The organism is Sphingomonas sp. AC522, assembly GCF_979258125.1.
This window is the reverse complement of sequence record NZ_OZ409836.1, coordinates 2,899,365-2,920,561: the sequence shown is the minus strand read 5'-3', so window position 1 is coordinate 2,920,561 and position 21,197 is coordinate 2,899,365. Positions and strand designations below refer to the sequence as shown.

The 21,197-nt window shown below is 65.0% G+C and carries 20 protein-coding genes; 5 read left to right on the top strand and 15 right to left on the bottom strand.

What is annotated here, in order from left to right:
- The first annotated feature begins 80 nt into the window (after positions 1–80).
- The gene (locus ACZZZM_RS14745; protein WP_463595837.1) at positions 81–3,092 is read left to right on the top strand and encodes a TonB-dependent receptor domain-containing protein; all 3,012 of its coding nucleotides are present in this window, start codon (positions 81–83) and stop codon (positions 3,090–3,092) included.
- A 130-nt stretch (positions 3,093–3,222) separates the two neighbouring features.
- Here the strand turns inward: ACZZZM_RS14745 and ACZZZM_RS14740 are convergent, their stop codons facing one another.
- The 6 genes from ACZZZM_RS14740 to ACZZZM_RS14715 all read right to left on the bottom strand — a co-directional run bounded on the left by ACZZZM_RS14740 (position 3,223) and on the right by ACZZZM_RS14715 (position 10,552).
- Positions 3,223–4,278, bottom strand: a complete 1,056-nt coding sequence (locus tag ACZZZM_RS14740) for a glycosyltransferase family 2 protein (RefSeq protein WP_463595836.1) — start codon at positions 4,276–4,278, stop codon at positions 3,223–3,225.
- Positions 4,275–6,737 carry a DegT/DnrJ/EryC1/StrS family aminotransferase gene (locus ACZZZM_RS14735; RefSeq protein ID WP_463595835.1) on the bottom strand — a complete coding sequence of 821 codons (2,463 nt, stop codon included), beginning with the start codon at positions 6,735–6,737 and terminating at the stop codon, positions 4,275–4,277. Before ACZZZM_RS14735 ends, ACZZZM_RS14740 begins: the two co-directional genes overlap by 4 nt.
- 48 nt (positions 6,738–6,785) lie before the next feature.
- Positions 6,786–7,259, bottom strand: coding sequence for a YaiI/YqxD family protein (locus tag ACZZZM_RS14730; RefSeq protein ID WP_463595834.1), 474 nt, complete (start codon positions 7,257–7,259; stop codon positions 6,786–6,788).
- The gene (locus ACZZZM_RS14725) at positions 7,256–9,034 is read right to left on the bottom strand and encodes a DEAD/DEAH box helicase (protein WP_463595833.1); all 1,779 of its coding nucleotides are present in this window, start codon (positions 9,032–9,034) and stop codon (positions 7,256–7,258) included. Before ACZZZM_RS14725 ends, ACZZZM_RS14730 begins: the two co-directional genes overlap by 4 nt.
- Positions 9,035–9,153: 119 nt before the next feature.
- On the bottom strand, positions 9,154–10,323 hold the full coding sequence (locus ACZZZM_RS14720; RefSeq protein ID WP_463595831.1) for a BaiN/RdsA family NAD(P)/FAD-dependent oxidoreductase: 1,170 nt from the start codon (positions 10,321–10,323) through the stop codon (positions 9,154–9,156).
- A 49-nt stretch (positions 10,324–10,372) separates the two neighbouring features.
- Positions 10,373–10,552, bottom strand: a complete 180-nt coding sequence (locus ACZZZM_RS14715) for a hypothetical protein (protein ID WP_463595830.1) — start codon at positions 10,550–10,552, stop codon at positions 10,373–10,375.
- Positions 10,553–10,620: 68 nt separating this feature from the next.
- On the opposite strand from ACZZZM_RS14715, the gene ACZZZM_RS14710 reads away from it, so the two are divergent.
- On the top strand, positions 10,621–11,019 hold the full coding sequence (locus tag ACZZZM_RS14710; RefSeq protein ID WP_463595829.1) for a hypothetical protein: 399 nt from the start codon (positions 10,621–10,623) through the stop codon (positions 11,017–11,019).
- Between the two features lie 112 nt (positions 11,020–11,131).
- Here ACZZZM_RS14710 and ACZZZM_RS14705 read toward each other — a convergent pair whose 3' ends face one another.
- On the bottom strand, positions 11,132–11,389 hold the full coding sequence (locus tag ACZZZM_RS14705; protein WP_463595828.1) for an SWIB/MDM2 domain-containing protein: 258 nt from the start codon (positions 11,387–11,389) through the stop codon (positions 11,132–11,134).
- A 32-nt stretch (positions 11,390–11,421) separates the two neighbouring features.
- A complete protein-coding gene (locus tag ACZZZM_RS14700) occupies positions 11,422–11,628 on the bottom strand; it encodes a hypervirulence associated TUDOR domain-containing protein (RefSeq protein WP_463595827.1) in 207 nt (68 codons plus the stop codon).
- Between the two features lie 103 nt (positions 11,629–11,731).
- Here ACZZZM_RS14700 and ACZZZM_RS14695 point away from each other — a divergent pair, with 103 nt between their 5' ends.
- Positions 11,732–11,965, top strand: a complete 234-nt coding sequence (locus tag ACZZZM_RS14695; RefSeq protein WP_463595825.1) for a hypothetical protein — start codon at positions 11,732–11,734, stop codon at positions 11,963–11,965.
- Here the strand turns inward: ACZZZM_RS14695 and ACZZZM_RS14690 are convergent.
- The gene (locus tag ACZZZM_RS14690) at positions 11,962–12,357 is read right to left on the bottom strand and encodes a BLUF domain-containing protein (RefSeq protein WP_463595824.1); all 396 of its coding nucleotides are present in this window, start codon (positions 12,355–12,357) and stop codon (positions 11,962–11,964) included. The two genes, ACZZZM_RS14695 and ACZZZM_RS14690, sit on opposite strands and share 4 nt — an antisense overlap.
- Positions 12,358–12,591: 234 nt before the next feature.
- Between ACZZZM_RS14690 and leuA the strand changes: the two genes are divergently transcribed.
- Positions 12,592–14,250, top strand: coding sequence for a 2-isopropylmalate synthase (gene leuA / locus ACZZZM_RS14685; protein WP_463595822.1), 1,659 nt, complete (start codon positions 12,592–12,594; stop codon positions 14,248–14,250).
- A 105-nt stretch (positions 14,251–14,355) separates the two neighbouring features.
- On the opposite strand, the gene ACZZZM_RS14680 is transcribed toward leuA, so the two are convergent.
- The 5 genes from ACZZZM_RS14680 to folE form a co-directional block, all read right to left on the bottom strand.
- On the bottom strand, positions 14,356–15,480 hold the full coding sequence (locus ACZZZM_RS14680) for a zinc-binding dehydrogenase (RefSeq protein ID WP_463595821.1): 1,125 nt from the start codon (positions 15,478–15,480) through the stop codon (positions 14,356–14,358).
- Positions 15,477–15,857, bottom strand: coding sequence for a ribosomal maturation YjgA family protein (locus tag ACZZZM_RS14675; protein ID WP_463595820.1), 381 nt, complete (start codon positions 15,855–15,857; stop codon positions 15,477–15,479). The genes ACZZZM_RS14680 and ACZZZM_RS14675 overlap by 4 nt, the downstream gene beginning before the upstream one ends.
- Positions 15,854–16,204, bottom strand: coding sequence for a dihydroneopterin aldolase (locus ACZZZM_RS14670; protein ID WP_463595819.1), 351 nt, complete (start codon positions 16,202–16,204; stop codon positions 15,854–15,856). Before ACZZZM_RS14670 ends, ACZZZM_RS14675 begins: the two co-directional genes overlap by 4 nt.
- Entirely contained in the window at positions 16,197–16,961 is a 765-nt protein-coding gene (locus ACZZZM_RS14665) for an SDR family oxidoreductase (protein WP_463595818.1), read from the bottom strand. The genes ACZZZM_RS14670 and ACZZZM_RS14665 overlap by 8 nt, the downstream gene beginning before the upstream one ends.
- A gap of 150 nt (positions 16,962–17,111) precedes the next feature.
- Positions 17,112–17,732, bottom strand: a complete 621-nt coding sequence (gene folE / locus ACZZZM_RS14660; RefSeq protein WP_463595817.1) for a GTP cyclohydrolase I FolE — start codon at positions 17,730–17,732, stop codon at positions 17,112–17,114.
- Positions 17,733–17,962: 230 nt separating this feature from the next.
- Here folE and ACZZZM_RS14655 point away from each other — a divergent pair, with 230 nt between their 5' ends.
- Positions 17,963–20,632, top strand: coding sequence for a TonB-dependent receptor (locus tag ACZZZM_RS14655; protein WP_463595816.1), 2,670 nt, complete (start codon positions 17,963–17,965; stop codon positions 20,630–20,632).
- An 85-nt stretch (positions 20,633–20,717) separates the two neighbouring features.
- Here the strand turns inward: ACZZZM_RS14655 and ACZZZM_RS14650 are convergent, their stop codons facing one another.
- Positions 20,718–21,050: a PilZ domain-containing protein gene (locus ACZZZM_RS14650; RefSeq protein ID WP_463595815.1), complete on the bottom strand. Its 333-nt coding sequence runs from the start codon at positions 21,048–21,050 to the stop codon at positions 20,718–20,720.
- Between the last annotated feature and the right edge of the window lie 147 nt (positions 21,051–21,197).

Genomic DNA, 21,197 nt, shown 5'->3' with positions numbered 1-21,197 from the left:
ACTATGACGCGCTGCCACATTTTTGTTAGCTAATGTAAAGGTTCGCATTGCCAGAATTGCGCGCTTCAGGGGGATATATAATGGCTTCGTCGCTCAAACTCATCTTGACCACGGGGACGGCGCTTGCCGCCCTGGCGTGCGCGCTGCCCGCTGCCGCCCAGGTCACCACCGACAACACCGCGCCGGAAGCGACCACGCCGACCAACGCGCTGCCGACCACCAGCGCCGATCAGTCGACCGATCGCGGCCAGGAAATCCTGGTGACCGGTTCGCGCATCAAGCAGGATCCGAACAATTCGGCGCTGCCGCTGCAGATCGTGACCACCGCCGAAATCCAGCGCAATGGCATTTCGAGCCCCGAGCAGCTGATCATGTTCCTGAGCACCAACGGCTCGGGCGCGGACAACCTCGCTTCGAACGCGGACGTGACGACGGGCGCGCAGCGCGGCACCAACGGCCTTTCGTCGGCCAATCTTCGCGGTCAGGGCAGCGCAGCCACGCTCGTCCTGCTCAACGGCCGCCGCGTTGCGGCGCACGGCCTTTCGGGCGGTGCAGTCGACGTCAACCAGATCCCGTTCGCGGCGATCGAGCGCGTCGAAGTGCTGAAGGACGGCGCCTCCGCCATCTACGGCACCGACGCGGTCGGCGGCGTGATCAACTTCATCACCCGCAAGGATTACCAGGGCATCGGCGCCAACGGCTTTGTCGATATTCCGGAAGGCGGCGGCGGCGAGATCTATCGCCTCTCGGGAATCGCCGGCTTCGGCGATCTGGACGAGAACGGCTTCAACATCATGGGGTCGGTTTCCTATAGCTGGAACAAGATCCTGCGCGGTTCGGACCGCGACTTCGTCAATGGCAACCAGCCCAATCGCGGCCTTTCGATCGATACGCGCGGAACGCCGATTGCGACTGCTTTCAATATCGGCGCGAACGCGTTTCAGCTGCCCGGCGGCACGCTGCTGACCGGCCTGACGCTGACCGCACCGAACGGCGCGAATGCGGCAGCAGGCGGCATCAACCCGCTCGACCTTCCGGGCGGCGCGGGCTGCGAATCCTATGACGGCGGCATGGCCTATGACGAAAGGCTGTGGAACACGCCGACCGCCATCTATGCCTGCTCGTGGGATACGGGCCGCGCGGCAGTGATCCAGCAGCCGATCGAGACGCTGACCTATTTCGCGCGCGCCGTGGGCAGCCTGGGCGGCGACCATCAGATGTCGCTCGAAGTGACCGGCTCGGACGCGACTTCGGCCAAGAGCTTCTCGAACGCACAGCTGACCGCGAACACCACCAACCTGCCGATCGCCTATCCGCTGAACGCGACCACCGCGCCGACCTATAACGCGGTCTACAACGCGATCTTCAACGCCTTCACCGATCCGGCGCAGCGCACCGCGCTGGCAGCGCGCTATGGTCAGCCGATCTCGTATCGCTGGCGCTGCGGCGCATGCGGTCCGCGCGAATATATCACCAACACCAAGACGGTTCGCGCTGCCCTCGGTTTCGAAGGTCCGCTCTGGGAAGGGTGGGACTATCGCGCCGGCGCTTCGTACGCGAAGTCGGAGAGCTCGTCGTTGCTCGGCAGCGGCTATTATTATCGCGGTACGCTCGCCAACGGCGCATACGATCCGCTCGCTCCGGCAGCGACCGGCACGACGGGCCGCGGCCTTGTCGGCGTGATGAATTCGGGCCTGATCAATCCCTTCTCGGTCGATCAGAGCGCAGCCGGCCTCGCCGCGCTCGAGTCCGTTTCGGCACGCGGCGCCACGCTGTATGGCGGTCAGTATGAAGTGAAGCAGGTCGACGCGTCGATCTCTGGCCCGCTGTTCCCGATCTGGGGCGGCAATGTCCAGATGGCGGTCGGCGTGGACTATCGCAAGGAAACCTATGCGTTCAACGGATCGGCTGCTGCTGCGGCGACTGCTCCGGTGATCTTCCTGGCGGCCTTCGATAACGTCAATGCGCTGACCCCCAAGAACCGCACCGTGAAGGCGGCCTATGCCGAAATCCTGATCCCGCTGTTCCGCGGCTTCGAGATCACCGGCGCAGTGCGCATCGACGATTATACGGGCTTCGGTTCGACGACCAATCCGAAGATCTCGGTCAAGTATCGCCCCATCGAGCAGCTGCTGTTCCGCGGATCGTATAACACCGGCTTCCGCGTTCCGTCGTTCAACCAGATCTTCAACGGCGTGACGCTTTCGCCTTATGCGGGCAGCGACCTCGCCGATCCGGTGGCCTGCCCGGGCGGCGTGCCGACCAGCGCTTTCAACAGCGGCCTGCCTTGCGCGCAGATCCGTCCGGAAATCGCGACGGGCGGCAACGCCAATCTCGGTCCGGAGACGGCCAAGCAATTCAGCGTCGGTGTCGTCCTCCAGCCGGCTCCGTTGTTCAGTCTTTCGGCCGACTTCTGGTCGATCGCGGTGGACAATTCGATCCAGCTGCTCACGCTGCGCCAGCTGATCGACAATGCTTCGCTATTCCCCGAGCGCTTCATCCGCGCCGGCGGTGCCGGCGTCACGCTGATCGATCAGCGCTGGATCAACGCCGGTTCGCGCCGCACCCAGGGTCTCGAGATCTCGGGCCGTGCGGGCGTGGAGACCTGGGGCGGCCGCATCTCGGCCGGCTTCGACGGCACGCTGCTGCTCAAGAAGCGCGAGAAGCTGACTCCGACTGCGGCCTATGGCCCGAGCCAGATCGGCGTGTTCACCTTCGCCGGCGATCTGGGCATCAAGTGGAAGCACAATGCGTTCCTGAGCTACTCGAACGACGATGTGGTCGTTTCGCTGAGCCAGATCTTCCGCAAGGGCTACAAGAACGGCGCGCTTCCGGGCATCGCCAACGGCACGGTCACCCGTCCGGACTATAACGCCTTCGTGAAGGACTATACGACGTACAACCTCTCGGCGAGCTATCTGGGTCTGGGCCCGAACTACAAGCTCACGATGGGCGTGCGGAACCTGTTCGACACCGATCCGCCCTTCGCGATCACTTATGACGGCAACAGCGGTGCCGGCGGTTCGTGGGAATCGCGCGTCGCCGATCCGCGCGGCCGTTCGTACACGGTAGGCGTCGAAGTTAAGTTCTAAGACTGGCCGTGCGGGGCGCTCTGGGGTGCCCCGTAAGGTCAAGGTTCAGGCCCGCTTGCGCTCCGGCGCGGCGGGCCTTTTCCGTTTCAGCAAAGCGTATTCGCAGGCGGAGTGCCCGCTACGCAGGGTGTTACCGCCGACCACTCAGGCTGCGGGCGAGGGCGCGGGCGGTGCCGATTAGCGGGGACACGACGAGATCGGAGCCCGCGGCATCGAGCGAGACGATGTTCGGGCGGGCGGAGAGTATGTCGCGCAGCCCGATATGGCCCTGGCGCAATGCGGGGCGGGCGAGCATCCACCACAAGCGGGCATATTCCCCATCGACCTGGATACGCGCCTGGGCGTCCAGCGAAGTGGTTTCGACGAAATAGGCGTGGAGCTTGACAAGGATTCGCGAGATCTGGCCGAAGGTTTCGAGATCGGCGATGGGCTCGCGCGCCATGAGATATTGGGCGACGAGCACGGCGTTGGCCTCCGCATCCTGGCCGAACGGCGCGGCATAGCGGCCCGCGAGGACGCGCGCGGCGCTGGCCTGCATCATGGCGCGATATTTCTGCGAAGCGCCGCCGGGGTGGCAGCGATATTCGAGCAGCGGCTCGTCGATCCGCGCGAGCGTGCCGAAGGCGCGGATGCGGTTGTAGAGGTCGAAATCCTCGGCGTAGCGCAATTCGGGACGGGTGAAGGGTTCGAGCCGGCGCGCGGCATCGGCGCGGAACATCGATGTGGACCAGACCAACGGATTTTGGGTGAGCAGGAGCCAGTCGATCATTGGCGGGGTCAGCGAACGCTCGCCGGGCCAGGGATCGGCATCGCCGTCCTGCAGGAGGAGCGCGGCGGAGGCGACCAGCGCAACCTGCGGGTTGGCATCGAGGAATGCCGCCTGCCGCTCGAAGCGATGGGGCGTGCACAGATCGTCCTGATCGAGCGCGGCGATATAATGGCCCCGCGCCGAGGCGAAGGCGCGATTGCGGGCGTGGACGGGCCCCTGATTGCGATCCGAGGCGATGACGGTGATGCGCGGATCCTGGATTCCGCGGAGCACGGCCAGCGTATCGTCGGTCGAGCAATCGTCGACGACGATGAGTTCCCAATCGGTCCGCGTCTGGGCAAGCAGGCTGGCGATGGTCTCGCCGACCAGAGCCGCGCCGTTATACGCGGCCATGATGACCGAGATCGCCGGAGTCATGCCGCCGCCCTTGCGCGTTCGCCAAGCAATTGCCCGACGATCAACTGGCCGACATCGTTCTGCCATTGCCACAGACCATTGGCCTTGCCCTTGAAGCTCTTCTCGCCGCCGAGCCGGCCTTCGGGCACGAAGCCGGCGGCAAGGCCGATGCCATAGGCGCCGGGGATCGGCTGGCCATGGACATCGGTGACGCGGCATTGCTGATCGGTGAGGCGCGGCCGACCGGGAGCGTGGGCAGTGAGGGCGATGCGCGCGCCGGTCGCGTCTAACAGGGGCAACGCGTTGGGGCGATAGCCGAGCGCGGCGACGACCACGTCGGCACTACCGAGAATCGCGGCGGCTGCCGCATCTTCGTCTAGGGCAAGACGGTGGAAGCGAACGCGCGGATCGGGCGTCCGGCCGCCGACCTCCAGCATGCGCAGCACCAATTCGCGGGCTTCGAGCCGGAAGCCGGCGAGGCGATAGACGAAGCCCGACAGCGAGCAGATGTCGTCCTCGCCGAAATCGGTGAAGCCATCGCTGCGGGCGGCGTCGGCATTGGGATACCAGGGGCGCAGCGGCTCGCGGTGAAGCAGGGTGAGGCCCTGGGCCCCGAACGGGATGCCGGACTTGAGCAGCAACACTGCCGAGGCAATCGCGCTGGTCGATGCGCCGACGATCGCTACGCGCGGCGCGCGGGTATCGCCGAGGCGCTCGCGGAGCCGATCCATGCCATTGTTGCGGAGCAGATCGTCGCCGAGCATCAACCGGTCACCGACGCGTTCGGCCAGAGGCATGCCAGCGACGCTCGATGCGGCGACACCGGTTGGCGACTGATAGCCGCCCGTTGCGAGAACAATATTGTCGGCGATCACCATGCGCTCCGCGCCAGCGCGATCGCGCATCGTGACCTGCCAGAGCCCGGCAGGCGTGCGGCGGGCCTCGCTGACTTCGTGTTCGAGGCACACTTCGCCGCCGCTCTCGCGGACGATGGCACCGACGCGGTCGCCCATTGCTTCGAGGAAGGGGCCGGTGCGATTGAGCGGCACGCCGAGTTGGCCGATGAAGCGGGCGATATCCTGCGCGCCGGGGTGATTGATCAGCGCCGCGATCGATGGCTCCGGGTTGTCCTTCACTGCGCTGAGGAAGGTCTCGGCAGTGCTATCGGACGTGATGCCGTAGCCGGGCAGCTCGCCTGAACCGAGGCAATCGGAGCGTTCGACGAGGACGAGACCTTCGGCGAAGGCGCGCAGCCTGGATTGCTTGCTTGCGGAAATCAGCAGCGCGATGCCCGCCGGCCCGCCGCCGATCAGGACAGTGCGGACCCGTAGCGGAGCAGGGGAAGCTGCGACCTGCACCCTTGAGTTTCCGACCACACTGTGGAGCGCGTCACAGATCGTTGCGACATCGGCGAGGGTCATCGCATCGGTGATCGGCAAAGAGAGCATTCGCGCGGCGATTTCGTTGGCGACCGGCGTCGATCCGGTGATGCACGCCTGGCGGAAATAGGGCTGCTCGCCGATATGCGGGCTGAAATAATGGCCCGAGCCGATGCCCTTCGCGGCGAGTTCGGCCATGAGCGCGGGACGAACGGCACCCTCAGGCAGCAACAGCGGCATGAACTGGGCAACCTGGCGGCGAGCCTGACTGGTCTGCAGCGTGAAATCTTCGCCGAGGCGCTTGCGATAGGCGCGCTCAAGAGCGGCTCGGTGATCGGCGACCTTGTCGATCTCCTTGAGCTTCTCAAGCGCAAGCAAGCCCAAGATTTCGGGCAGCTTGGCGTTGATGCCTTCCTGCGTTGCGGTGCGGGGTGCGCCGAAGCCGAAATTCTGCATCCGGCGCAGCGCAGTCATGCGATCCGGATCGGCGCTGTAGATCAGCCCGCCTTCGGCAGTGGCGAAGGTCTTGGTCGCGTGCATAGAGAACACGCAGGAAAAGCGCGCACCGGTCCCAAAGCCTTGGCCGGCGGCGTCAAGGCTGCCGAGCGAGGCGGCGGCATCGATGACCACCCCGACGCCGTAGCGCTCCGAAAGCGCCTGATAATGCGCGAGATCGATGCCAACGCCGAAGGTGTCATAGGGGACGATGACCGCGATCTCATCGCCGTAATGCGCAAGCAGCGCTTCCTCGGCGGCGGCGGACATCGCCCAATTGCCGCGATCGCTATCGACCAGGATCGGAGTCAGCCCGGCCCAGATCGCGGCATGCGCGGTAGCGGCGAAAGTGAAGGCGGGGACCAGGGCATAGCGTCCGCTGCGGCCGGTGCGGGCTTCGCGGATCGCGAGCATCAGGCCGAGCGTTGCATTGCCCACCGCAACGCATTGACCGTCGCCACCGAACAAGCCGGCAATCGCCGAACGCTCGAATTCGCGAACGATCGGGCCGCCATTGCTGTAATAGCCGCTGGCCTCAAGCGCACGCAGCGCATCGCCCATTTCGCTGAGCCGCGGCGGGCGCGGCGCGATAAGCGGTAGTTTCATCCCCGGATTGCCCTTCTTCGCCTTCGAGAAGGTATTGCCGGGTTAATCCTAAGATTGCGTAAGGGGGCGTCGCTTCAGAGTCACGAGAGCGGTGTCTAGCGCCTGGAGAAAACGCGAGCGGTCCGTGGCCGCAAAGGGGGCGGGGCCGCCCAACTGATCGCCGCCGGCGCGCAGATCGGCCATGATCGCGCGGGTCGCAATCGCCGAGCCGATCGAACTGGTGGTGAAGGGCTTGCCGGTGGGGGAGAGTACCGATGCGCCGGCCTTGAGCGCGCGATCGGCGAGGAGGATATCGGCCGTGATCACTACCGACTGGGCATTTGCCTGTTCGGCGATCCAATCATCGGCAGCATCGAATCCGTCGCTCACCACCTCGCGACTGATCAGCGGATGCTGGGGCACCCGCAGCCAGCTATTGCTGACGATGACGACGGGCACTTCGTGCCGCCACGCAACCTTGTAGATCTCGTCCTTCACCGGGCAGGCGTCGGCGTCGACCAGGATCCGCGCGGGAGAGCTCACCGCGGACGTGGGCCCTTTGGTCCACCCTTGAACGCGGGCTTGGCATGATGACGCGGGGCGGGGCGGCCGTCATTTCCGCGATTGTTGTTGCCGCGATGGGGGCGGGGGCCATCGGCTCCGAGACCGCTCGGCGCGCGCTGGAGCGTCGGGCGGTTCGCGGGGCGCGAGGCCTCTGCCGGGCCATCGGACGGCTCGATGCGGACATCGTCGTCGCCCTCGGCAGTACGCGAGATTGCATCCTTGAACTTGGCGGCGATGGCGCGCGGGATCTGGAACGCAGTCTCGTTCGGCCCGATGCGGATCGCGCCGATCTCGTTCTTGGTGACATGGCCGCGGCGGCAGATCAGCGGCAGGATCCATCGGGCATCGGCGTTCTGGCGGCGGCCGATATCCATGCGGAACCAGACGATATCCTCGAAGCCGGCGCGGTGCTTGTCCTGCTGCTGCTGACGGCGCGCTTCGGGGGTCTGCTGGATGAGCTCCTCGGGCTGCGGCATGGCAGCGCGGTGTGCGCGGACGAGCAGGGCTGCGATATCCTCGGGCGATTTCTCAATGAGCAGGCGTGCGGCGAGCTCGCGATCATCATCCTCGATCTCGACGGGCTCGAGCAGGGTGGCGAGCAGCCGCTCGCGATCATTGGCGCGGATCGCCTCGGCGCTGGGCGGATCGATCCACTGCGCTTCGATGCGCGCGCCCTTGAGCATGGATTCGACGCGGCGGCGGCGCTGGAAGGGGACGATGAGCACTGCGGTGCCCTTTTTGCCCGCACGGCCGGTGCGGCCCGAGCGATGCTGAAGCGCCTCGGCGTCGCGCGGCATTTCGACATGGACGACCAGGGTGACGCTGGGCAAATCGATGCCGCGTGCCGCCACATCGGTGGCTACGCAGACACGGGCGCGACGATCGCGCAGGGCCTGGAGTGCGGCGTTGCGCTCGTTCTGGCTATGCTCGCCCGACAGCGCCACGGCGGAGAAGCCGCGCTCGACGAGGGTTGCGTGCAAATGGCGGACATTGTCGCGGGTGGCGCAGAACAGGATCGCGGTCTCGGCCTCGTGGAAGCGAAGCAGATTGATCACCGCATGCTCGATTTCCGACGGGCTGACCGTGACGCACTGATATTGGATATCGCCGTGTCCGCGATCCTCGCCGACGGTCGAGATGCGCAGCGCGTCGCGCTGATAGCGCTTGGCGAGCTGAACGATCGGCTTGGGCATCGTCGCGGAAAACAGCAAGGTGCGGCGTTCGGACGGCGAAGCGTCGAGAATGGCTTCAAGATCATCGCGGAAGCCCATGTCGAGCATTTCGTCGGCTTCGTCGAGCACCGCAGCCTTGAGGGCAGAGAGATCGAGCGCGCCGCGTTCGAGATGGTCGCGCAGACGCCCCGGTGTGCCGACGACAATGTGCGCGCCGTGATTGAGCTGGCGGCGCTCCTTCGATGCATCCATCCCGCCGACGCAGGTGGCGATGCGCGCGCCGGACTGGCCGTAGAGCCACATCAGCTCGCGGCTGACCTGGAGCGCGAGTTCGCGCGTGGGAGCGATGATCAAGGCAAGCGGCGCGCGGGCCGGCACGACGCGGCCATCCTCACCGAGCAGCTGATCGGCCATTGCGAGGCCGAAGGCGACGGTCTTGCCCGATCCGGTCTGTGCGGAGACGACAAGGTCGCGGCCCTGTGCTTCGGGCTGGATGACCTGGGCCTGGACGGGCGTGGGCGCGGCATAGCCACGCGCTGCGAGCGCTTCGGCGAGAAGCGTGGGGAGAGTCGAGAATGGCATGGAAGCGTGCAGATGGGCGCGCGACGGCCAAAGGGCAAGCTATATGTAAAGGCTGGGGTCGCGGGCGTTGCGCTTTTTGCAGGAATTGGTGCGGGCGCCAGCTTTTCGACGGCCTCGCTTCATAGGGCCTGGCCAGCCGCCCAGCCGCTGGCCCAGGCCCATTGGAAATTATAGCCGCCGAGCCAGCCGGTGACGTCCACGGCCTCGCCGATAGCGTAGAGACCGGGGACCTTCCGCGCCTCCATCGTCTGCGAGGAGAGTTCGGCGGTGGAGATCCCGCCGACGGTTACTTCGGCCTTGGCATAACCTTCGGTGCCGTTGGGAATGAAGCTCCAGGCGGCGAGGCGGATTTCGGCTGCGGTCATGGCACGGTCGGACTGGTTGTGGAGTTCGCCGGGGAGCGCGAGTTGCTCGGCGAGTTCGGCGGCAAGGCGGTCGGGCAGGGCTTCGCCGAGGAGCTTGCGCAGGGTCGTGCGGGGGCGGGTGCGCTTGGCTTCGATGAGCCAGCCGGGCTTGCGTGTCGGCAGGAAATCGATCGCGACTGGATCGCCGTGGCGCCAATAGGACGAGATCTGGAGGATTGCGGGGCCGGATAGGCCGCGATGGGTGAACAGCGCAGCTTCGCGGAACGCGGTCTTGCCGTGGCGCGCGACTATTTCCGTCGCGACGCCCGACAGCTCCTTGAACAAGGCTTGTTCGCCAATGAGCGTGAGAGGCACCAGCGCAGGGCGGGGCTCGATGATCTTGAGGCCGAACTGGCGCGCGAGATCATAGGCGAAGCCGGTCGCGCCCATCTTGGGAATGGAGGGTCCGCCGGTGGCGATGACCAGCGCAGGAGCCTCGGCGGTGCGATGGCCGCAGGCGATGCGGTAGCGTCCGTCGGCATGATCGACCGTCGCCGGGTGGCCCAGCCATATCTCGACGCCCCCGATCGCGCATTCGCCTATCAGCATATCGACGATCTGGCGTGCCGAGCCGTCACAGAAGAGCTGGCCGAGGGTCTTTTCATGCCAGGCGATGCCGTGACGCTCGACGAGATCGACGAAGTCCTGCGCGGTGTAGCGCCGGAGCGCGGACTTGGCGAAATGCGGATTGGCGGAAAGGTAGCGGCTCGGATCGGTGCCGATATTCGTGAAGTTGCAGCGACCCCCGCCCGAGATCAGGATTTTCTTCCCGACCTGATCGGCGTGATCGACCAGCAGCACGCGGCGGCCGCGCTGGCCGGCGGTGAGCGCACACATCAGCCCGGCGGCGCCCGCGCCGAGGATGATGGCGTCGTATTGGTTCATTCTCCCCTCCCTGGCAGGGAGGGGAGGAAGAAGCGTTGCTCCCATCTTCTCAATGCAGCTTGGCGATGCTCAGCCCGTCGAGCTTGGCGCGTTCCTTGACCGATTCCTCGCTGCGGGTGAGGGCCTTGGCGATGCCGCGAAGGGGCATGCCCTTTTTCGCGAGCGTATGAAGTTTCTGGATTTCATCGGTCCGCCAGGGCTGGCGGTGGCGCTCAAATCGTTCGGCCATGCGTTGTCTCCGTTCAGAGCCCGGCAATGCCAGCCGTGCGAGGGATTGAATAGAGATAAGGACCCGATATGCATTTCGCCGCCGCACTGTTTGCACTGACCTCGCTGGCCAATCCGTTTTGCGACGATGTCGCCAAGTTGGTCGAGGGCGGGCGCGAGCCCATTCCGTTCCAGACGCTGCGCGATGCGGACTTCAAGCCGAGCCTGTTGCAGTGGGGCTGCTTCCCCGCGGGCGTCGGCTATTTCTGCCAGCAGGACATTTCATCGCCCGAGAGCAGCCGCGAGGCTGTTGCCGGGCGGATTGCCGCGTGCCTTCCGGATGCGAAAATTGCTGTGGAAAACAAGCGCAAGGGCGTCTCCGAGACGCGTGTGACCGGCTCGGGGCTCGAATTCGCGCTGGAGGAATCGGCATCGGAGCAATCCAAGGGGAGCCGAGTCCTGCGTATCCAGATCACCGTCGATCGTTGAGTAGAAGGCCGCGGCTACGCCGCCGAGCTTCAAACGAGAATGGGGCAACCCCCCAGATAGAGGGCCGCCCCATATTGTCGCAGCGCTGGCCGGCAAGGCGCCGGCCTGCGGCTTAGCTCATGTGCTTCGAAAGCAGCTTGTTCATCTCGAACATGGTGCACTTGTCGACACCGAAGATCGGCTTCAGCGTGTCGTCAGCGATAATTTCCCGCTTGTTTGCAGGGTTTTGGAGGTTGTTCTTCTTGATGTAAGCCCACATCTTGCTCACCACTTCGCTGCGCGGAAGCGAATCCGGGCCGGTGATCTTCGCCAGCTCGGGCGAGGGCTTGACGGGCTTGGCGATGCCGCCGCGTGCTTTGGTCTCGGCCATATTATCATCTCCTGTTCGTGCCCGTAGCCGGGCTAGACCTTGGTAAGCGCAGTCGGCTTGTGCGACGCTCTCCCGCCGCTGTCGCTCCGCACGATATATTGCGGATCGTCCTCCGATGCACGTACCTGATGCCCTTTGATCTTGGTATCGTGCGTCTGTCTAGAGAGGACTTTGCCCTCTGCGGTGCCGCCATGCGATTTCCAACTGACGCGATCGCCCTTTTTGAGATGTTCGGCCACGGTCTTCTCCTTCGGGGAGACAGCGCACGAGCGCGCGGTGGGTTGCGCGGGTGGACGGGTGCGCCGGGCGTGCTATCGTAGGTTAGGCTAAGGGAGAGCGGGCATGCGGGCGGTGGTGATGCTGGGCGGATTGCTGATGCTGGCCGCATGCGGCGGCGGCGGGACTACGGGCACCAATTATTCGGAAGCCCCGCCGGTTGCGGAGATCGTCGCCACGCCCACGCCGCGGCCGAGCGATACGCCGACGCCGCAGCCGACACCCGAGAGCGATGCCGAGCCCGGCGAAACAGCCACCACTCCGGTGGACGCGGCGGCCCCCGCCGGAAACGCGCTCTAAGCCGCGCGGCGGGCCTGCACAAAGCCTTCGAAAGTGCCGCGGACATCTGGCGAAGCGTTGCCCGCGAGCTGTGAGATCCGCTCGATAAAGGCTTCGGCATCGCTTCCCGGCGTGTAATGCGCCATGTCCCAATTGCCGAACTCGCGTGCGTCGATCGAGCGGCGCGAGAGCACGACCAGCGCGCGGTGGCGGGTGTCGGTCTGGATGCGCGCGAAGCTTTCTTCCACTTTGGCCTCGGGACCTTCGAGCACCTGGAGGAAGCGGGCGTTATCCGAATAGAGCAGACCGGTGATGCTGTCGCGGTGGTTGTTGCGGCGCGAGGTGGCGAGGATGCGGGCCGGATCAACCGTTTCACGCGGATTGGCGCTGCTTACATATACAAGCTGCAACATGTTCAATCCTTGTCCTTTTTTGCTGCCGATAGGCGCTATAGGGCAGGGCTTAAGATTTCCTGCGCGCGGCAGCGGTGGACAAGCGGCGGCGCGCGCGGCAAGAGTGACGCCATCATGATGGCTGCAGCGCTTCTCGGACTGCGACTTATCCGCCCTTAAGGGGCTGTGTCGCTGCGCGCGCGTCTCTTAAGGGCCTTTCAACCTTACCCGACCGCTTTTCCGAGAGTTTGAGCCATGTTGCGCGACCCCAGCGTCAAATACCGACCCTTTCCGCAAATCGACTTGCCGGACCGCCAATGGCCGGGCCGCACGATCACTCGCGCGCCGCGCTGGCTTTCAACCGATATGCGCGACGGCAATCAGGCGCTGATCGACCCGATGGACGGCGAGAAAAAGACGCGCTTCTTCGAATTGCTGTGCCGGGTGGGCGTCAAGGAAATCGAAGTCGGCTTTCCAAGCGCCGGCGCTACCGAATTCGACTTCATCTCGGGGCTGGTGCGTGACGGGCGCATCCCGGATGATGTGATCGTCCAGGTGCTGACCCAGTCAAGGCAGGATCTGATCGAGACCAGCTTTCAGTCGCTTAAGGGCGCGAAGAAGGCGATCGTGCATCTGTACAATGCGGTGTCGCCGGCATGGCGACGCATCGTGTTCGGGATGAGCCGCGACGAAGTGCGCGAGATCGCAGTCGCGGGCGCCAAGGTGCTGCGCGACGAGGCGGCGAAGCAGCCCGATACCGAATGGCATTTCGAATATTCGCCCGAGACCTTCTCGACCGCCGAACTGGATTTCTCGGTGGAGGTCTGCGAGGCGGTGATGGAAGTCCTGCGGCCGACGCCCCAGTGCCCGCTGATCCTCAACCTGCCCGCGACGGTCGAATGCGCGACGCCCAATGTATATGCCGACCAGATCGAATGGTTCGGGCGCAATATTCGGAATCGCGAGAGCGTGGTGATCAGCCTGCACACGCATAACGATCGCGGCACCGGCGTGGCGGCGACCGAGCTTGGTTTGCTGGCGGGCGCCGACCGGGTCGAGGGGTGCCTGTTCGGCAATGGCGAGCGGACGGGCAATGTCGATCTCGTGACAGTCGCGCTGAATATGTACACGCAAGGAATTGATCCGGGGCTCAGTTTCTCGAACATCGACGAGGTCATCCAGACGGTCGAATATTGCAATCAGCTGCCCGTGCATCCGCGGCATCCTTATGCGGGCGAACTGGTGTTCACGGCCTTTTCGGGAAGTCATCAGGACGCGATCAAGAAGGGCTTTGCGGCGCAGGACGCGCGCAACGACGAGATCTGGGACGTGCCTTATCTGCCGATCGACCCCAAGGATCTGGGCCGCGATTACGAGGCAGTGATCCGGGTGAATTCGCAATCGGGCAAGGGCGGCGTCGCCTGGGTGCTGGAGCAGGATCGCGGGCTCAAGCTGCCCAAGCGGATGCAGGCCGACTTCTCGCGGCATGTGCAAGCGCTGGCGGACGAGACAAGCCGCGAGCTCAATGCGGTGGATATCGGCGGGTTGTTCGAGCGCACCTATCTGCCGGATGCCGACGCCCGGATGAGGCTGGTCGATTATCATGAAAGCGGCGCGGCGGGGGTGCGAACCTTTATCGGCACGCTTGCGATCGACGGTCAGGAGCGCTCGATCAGCGGCCGCGGCAATGGGCTTATCTCGAGCGTGATCGATGCGCTTCGCGAGGCATGCGGCGTGGAGATCGACGTGGTCGATTATAACGAGCACGCGATCGGGCATGGCTCGGACGCACAGGCGGCGGCGTATCTGGAGTGCCGCACCGCGGACGGGCGGACCGTGTTCGGGGCGGGGATCGACGCGGACATCGCGACGGCTAGCGTCCGGGCGGTGTTGAGCGCGGCGAACCGGGTCTAGTTCCCCTGCGAAGGTAGGGGCCCGGCCCAACCAATTCCGCGCGGCAGCGCGCACTTCGTCGCTTCGCGCCGAGTCTGGGGCCGTGCCTGCGCAGGGGAACAGGGGCTACAGGCTTGGATCGACCAGATATTTCTCGCCCGTCGCCTTCCTGAAATAGGCCTTGGCGATGTCGGGCTTGACCGCATCCCGCAGTGAAATCGTCGCGGTATAATTGCTCGCAAAGGTCGTGGTCAGTTCGGCTGCCACGCGTGCGCGGAGCTTCATTCCTTCTTCCATCCCGATCTTCATCAGGAAGGGCGTGAGCAGGAAGCCGCTGACGCCCCAGGCGAGACCGTAGCCGCGGTCGAGTTCGGTGGGGGCGGTGTCAAGCATGCCGTAAATGTAGATCTGCTTCCAGGTCGAGGAGCCGTAGCGGCTATACTCTGCGGCGGTGCGGTTGGCAGCGGCTTCCATCGCGTGGAGGATCGAATTGGCGAGCTTGCCGCCGCCGACTGCGTCGAAGGCCAGCGTTGCGCCGGTTTCGGCGATTGCGTCGGTGAGCGTGGCGCGAAAATCGGGGGCACTGCTGTCGATGACATAAGTCGCGCCGATTTCGCGGAGTATCGCGGCCTGCTCCTGATTGCGGACGATGTTCACCAGCGGGACGCCGTCCTTGAGACAGATGCGGTTGAGCATCTGGCCGAGATTGGAGGCGGCAGCGGTGTGGACCAGCGCCTTGTGCCCTTCGCGGCGCATCGTCTCGACCATTGCCAGTGCGGTCAGCGGATTGACGAACATCGAGGCGCCGTCCGCGGCGCTGGCACCCTCGGGAAGCGGGATGACGCCCATTGCCGGGAGCTTGCGATATTCGGCATACATCGCGCCGCCGATCATGCCGACTTGCTTGCCGAGCAGATGCTGGACGTTGGCGCCAGCCTGGACGACGGTGCCAGCCCCTTCATTGCCGACGGCGAGCGACTGATCGAGCCGCGCCTTCATCGCCGGCAGCCGGCCCTCGAGGATCGCAGCCGTGAGCGTCGGACGTTCGGGCGTGCCGCCTGCGCGCAGCGTTTCCATATCGGCTGGGCCCAGCAGCAGGCCGAGATCGGAGGGATTGATCGGCGAGGCTTCGACCCGGACGACGATCTCATCGGGGCCGGGCGCCGAGATCTCGACGGGTTCGAGGCTCAGCGTGAGTTCGCCCGCACTCGAAATGGTCGAGCGCAGTTCGAGTCCGGTAAGCTCGGTCATGATTGTCTCCTCAAATTTCCGCGTAAGCTCTCGAACGCCAGTATCGCGAGCGCGCCCGCACCATAAGCGACGAGATCGAGCAATGCGAAGCCGGTGCCGAGCACGATGCGCGCCGCTTCGATCTGGCCCAGGCCGAGCCGATCGACCATGTCGAAATATTGGCCGAATTCCACGGCAAAGGCGATCGCCAGCGCGATGAGCGTGGCGGGAAGCACGCCGAGGGGAGTGAGACTCCGCAGCGCGAGATAGACAAGGATAACGGCGAGCGTGTCCCCCAGATAGGGGCGGACGAATGCGTCGCGGACGAACAGGGCGATTATGATCTCGACGAGCAATATTGCGAATGCGGCGGCCGCATAGCCGGGCCTGAAGGTCAACGCTCGCGCACCACTTCGCAGCCGATGCGGGCATCGGGATAGACGTCGAGCTTCATCGAGCGGACTTGCGCGCGCACCACGCGCGGATCGGTCAGTGCGAGCGCCGCCACCCGATCGCACAGCGTCTCCTGCAGCTCGAAATGGCGCGAGGCGGCGAGCGCGAGAACCTGCTCGCGGAGGAAATCGTAATCGACCACTGCATCGATGTGGTCCTCGGGCGCGGAATCGTAACGGCAGGTCATCGCGACGCTGACGACGACGCGCTGGGGGGCAGCGCGCTCCGCGGCGTGGATGCCGAGGCCCATCGTCACCGTCAGGTCTTCGAGGAGAATGGTGTATTCAGCCATGCGGGCGCTCGCGGCCCTCGAACATCACGTCGCCGTCGCGTTGGACAAAGCGCTGGCCGCAATCGACGAACACGTTCTGCCCGGTGATGCTGCGCGCGGTGAGCAGATGCTCGACGGTGGCAGCGATATCGTCGAGCGCGACGGGGCGCTGAAGCAGATTCTGGCGGGCGTGCTCGGAGAATTGCTCGGCCGTCTGATCGAGGCTGGGGAGGGTGAGGCCCGGCGAGACGGCATTGACGCGGATGCGGGGGGCCAGACCGCGCGCCATCAATTCAGTGGCGGCGGTAAGGGCGGACTTGCTCAGCGTGTAGGTGAGGAAATCGGGGTTGAGATTGGCGACCTTCTGATCGAGCAGATTGACCACTGCGCCATCGTCGAGATCGTCCTGGCTGGCGAGCGCGGAGGCAAGGGCGATCGGGGCGCCGAGATTGATCCGCATATGCTGATCGAGCAGTGCGAAATCGCTGAGCGGCAGCGTGTCGAAGGCGAATTGCGAGGCGTTGTTGACAAGTCCGTCGACCGGGCCGCCCAGCGCTTCGCGGGCAGCGGCGATCAGTGCCGGGGCAGTGGCGGCATCCTCCAGCTCGCCCTGAAGCGCCACGGCGCGCCCTCCTGCATCGCCGATCGCGCGGCACAATGCCTCGGCATCTTCGGCGGCGTCGTGATGGTGGATTCCCACTGCATGGCCGCGCAGCGCCAGGCGGCGGGCGATGCCCGCGCCGATGCGCCGGGCGCCGCCGGTGATCAATATTCTCACTCGACCCTCCCGCGGAGAGCAAAGGGGACCGTCGAAGGCGGTGAAGGGGTAGTTGCTCGTCGTGCCGTCGCTCGCGGAGAGTACCCCTCCACCAGCTTCGCTGGTCCCCGTCCTCCTCCACGGGAGGAACAGAAGAAGCTCGCGCTCACGTCAAAATCCCATCAGTGCGAGGACTTCCTTGCGGCTGCGCTCGTCGTCGCGAAACACGCCCATCATGCGGCTGGTGGCCATGGTGACGCCGGGCGTGCGGACGCCGCGCGCAGTCATGCAGGCGTGCGTCGCGCGGATCACAACGGCGACGCCGAGGGGCTTCAGATTTTCCCAGATGCAATCGGCGACTTCGGCGGTCAGGCGCTCCTGGACCTGAAGGCGGCGAGCGAAGGCGTGGAGCACGCGGGCGAGCTTGGAGATTCCGACTACGTGATCGCGGGGGAGATAGGCGATGCACGCCGTGCCGATGATCGGCGCCATGTGATGCTCGCAATGCGACTGGAAGGGGATATCCTTGAGCAAGACGATTTCGTCATAGCCGCCGACTTCCTCGAACACGCGGCTGAGATGGTGGGCGGGGTCTTCGGCATAGCCGGCGCAATATTCCTTCCACGCACGCGCGACGCGCTCGGGCGTGTCGAGCAGGCCTTCGCGGCTGGGGTCGTCGCCGGTCCATTCGATGAGGGTGCGGATCGCCTGCGAGACGTGCGGCGGCACCGGAAGCTTGCCCGCCGGGGCGACGAGGTCGCCGTCTTCGGGTTCGGCACGATATTCCGCCATTTTTCGTCCTTCCAGGCTCTAACTCATGTTTACGCTACGGCAACTGCGATTTCCCGACCCCGGGGGGTGTTGCCATTCTGTACCGCCTCGGGAAAAACGGCGGGAAACCGCGGAGTTCCGCCATTCATTCCCGTTGACGGGTATAAATATGCAGCGTTAGTTGCTCGCGTAACAAAAGCAACGCCGTCACCGGGTAGATCGGGACGGACCGGAGGAGGGGGATCCATCCCATGAAAAAACTCGAATTGCTCGCCGCAACTGCGCTCACGCTGTTCCTCGCGACCCCGGTGATGGCGCAGGTCACTCCGGCACCGACGCCGACTCCAACCCCGATGCCGGAAACCCAGGACGAGACCGGCGCGCAGGGTTCGGACGAGATCGTCGTCACCGCGACCAAGCGCGAGACCACGTTGCTCGATACGCCGATCGCCGTCAGCGTCACCAATGCCGAGACGATCCAGCGCGCGCAGATCCGCGACCTGATCGACTTGCAGACCGTCGTGCCGTCGCTGCGCGTGTCGCAGCTCCAGTCCTCGGCCAACACCAACTTCATCATCCGCGGCTTCGGCAACGGCGCGAACAATGCCGGCATCGAGCCTTCGGTCGGCGTGTTCATCGACGGGGTCTATCGCTCGCGCTCGGCGGCGCAGATCGCCGATCTTCCCAACGTTCAGCGCGTCGAAGTGCTGCGCGGGCCGCAGTCGACGCTGTTCGGCAAGAACGCATCGGCCGGCATCATCAGCATCGTCACGCAGCGACCGCGCTTCGAATTCGGCGGCAATGTCGAGGCCTCGTACGGCAACTACAATGCGATCGTCGTGAAGGGCAACGTGACCGGCCCGCTCAGCGACACCATCGCGTTCAGCCTGGGCGGCAATTACAACAAGCGCGACGGCTATGTTCGCGACGTGGCGCTCAACCGCGACGTCAACGACCGCAATCGCTATGGCATCCGCGGCCAGCTGCTGTTCGAGCCCAATTCGGACTTCAGCATCCGCCTGATCGGCGATTACGACAAGATCGACGAGAATTGCTGCGCCGTGGTCAACGTGATCAACGGCCCGACCGGCGCCATCATCGGCGCGCTGGGAGGCAATCTCGATCGCGCCAACCCCTATTCCTATCGCGTCTATACCAACGTGCTGTCGAGCAATCTGATCGACAATTACGGCGGCTCGGGCGAGATCAACTATAATCTCGGCGACGGGCTGAGCCTGACTTCGATCACCGCCTATCGCAAGGTCAAGTCGCTCACCGATCAGGATTCGGATTTCACCAGCCTCGACATCCTCCAGCGCAACTCGGCGGATCTCGACATCGGCACCTTCACGCAGGAAGTGCGGCTGGCGTCGGACTTTGACGGCCCGATCAACTTCCTGGTCGGCGGGTTCTTCTTCGACGAGCGTATCCGCCAGGCCAACCGCATCCAATATGGCGCCGGCGGCCGGGCCTATGCCGATCAGCTGATCCGCGCGGCGAGCGGCGGCGCACTCAACGCCGTCCTGCTCGAGAACACCTTCGGCGCGCTCGAGGGTGCCCCGACGCGCTACCAGAACACCTTCTTCCGCCGCGGCGACGGGCTGAACGAGAATTACCGCCTGCATGATCGCTCATTCTCGGCATTCGGCACGGTCGATTTCGAAGTCACCGACAGCCTGACCCTGACCGGCGGCCTGAACTATACCGACGACCGCAAGAACTATTCGACCAACGTGGTCAGCACCGACGTGTTCTCGGGCGTCAACCTCGATGCGGCCCAATATGCGCCGTTCCGCAACACGCTGCTGTTCCAGGGCGGTCTCGCCCAGCAGGTCGGCGGGCTGCTCGGCCTCGGCCGTTCGGCGACTGCGGCGGAAATCGGCGCGTTCGCGGGCGCCAATCCGGCAGGCTATGCTGCCGTGGCAGCGGGCGTGCAGGCATTCGCCAACGCCAATCAGAACAATCCGGCGGCGAACCCGCTGGCAGGCCTCCGCGCGCTGCAGTTCCTGCCGCCGTTCATGAACCTGCCCAATGCCGTCGAGCCCAACCGCACGCATGACAGCAACCTCTCCTACACGCTGCGCGCGGCGTTCAAGGCGAGCCGGAACCTCAATTTCTACGCAACCTATGCAACGGGCTTCAAGGCGAGCTCGGTCAATCTGTCGCGCGATAGCCGCCCGACTGCGGCCGATCTCGTCCGCCTGCGCAGCGCGGGGCTGGCCGTCACTAACCTGACTTCAGGCTCGCGCTTCGCGGGTCCGGAAAAGGCCAGCGTCTATGAAGTCGGCATGAAGGGGCAGTTCGATCGCTTCGCGTTCAACATCGCCGCCTTCAAGCAGTACATCCTCGGCTTCCAGAGCAACGTGTTCACCGGCACCGGCTTCTCCCTGCTCAACGCAGAGAAGGAATCGGTCACCGGCTTCGAGTTCGACACCAGCATCACGCCGGTGGACGCGCTGAACTTCACCTTCGCACTGACCTATCTCGATCCGAAATACGATTCGTTCGCCAATGGCGGCGCGATCGGTCCGGCCACGGCCGGTGGCGGGCTCAACGTCATTCCGACCAACCTGACGGGCACGCGCCCGGCCGGCATTCCGGAATTCTCGGTCTCGGCAGGCGTGAACTTCACCCAGCCGCTGAGCGACGACATCACCCTGCTGCTGCACGGCGATTTCAACCACAACAGCGCCGTGCGGATCGCCGAGGGTGCAGTCGGGCTGGAGCGCCAGATCAACCTGCTCAACCTGTCGGCGGGCATCCGCGTTTCGAACGGGCTTGAGCTTAGCGTCTGGGGCCGCAACGTGACCAACGATCGCTATCTCTCGACGATCTTCCCGTCGGTGGCACAGGCGGGCAGCATCTCGGGCTATCCGAGCATGCCGCGCACCTATGGCGTGACGGGCCGCTTCAGCTTCTGATCGGCAAGGCCAGGCTAAAACAAGCGGGCGCCCCGAGTGGGGCGCCCGTTTTGTTTATGGCAGGGCGCGGACGGCGCTTCGTGTGCTAGCGCATGCCCGCCGCGGCGCGCTCGACCAACTGGCGCTGCTCCTGGATTACGGATGCGATGAACGTCTCGGGCAACGGCTCGGCAAAGGCGACGCCGAAGCATTTGTCTTTGCGCCATGCCACACGCGCGTCGCCGAAGGTCACGCGGCCCTGCAGGCGCACCTGCGCGCCGATGCCGGGCCCGCGCCCATAGACCATCGCGCCGCCGGTCGAGACGTTCAGCAGGTGGACGCGGTGGCAATCGCCCGCGGCATCCAGGAGTTCGGCCAGCTGAAACGTCTTGACGCGTTCAGCTATGCGCCGCTCGGCGCCGTTGTTCGAATTGTGCACGGTATTTCCCCAAGGTCGATGCGAGGGTCAAAGCGCGGCGAGTCACGAGGTTCCGGGAGAAAGACCATTAGCAAAACGGTAAGGATGATTTGGTCCATTTCGGACGGATCGGGAATGCGTGCGCCGTCCGGACGGGTCCGGACGGCA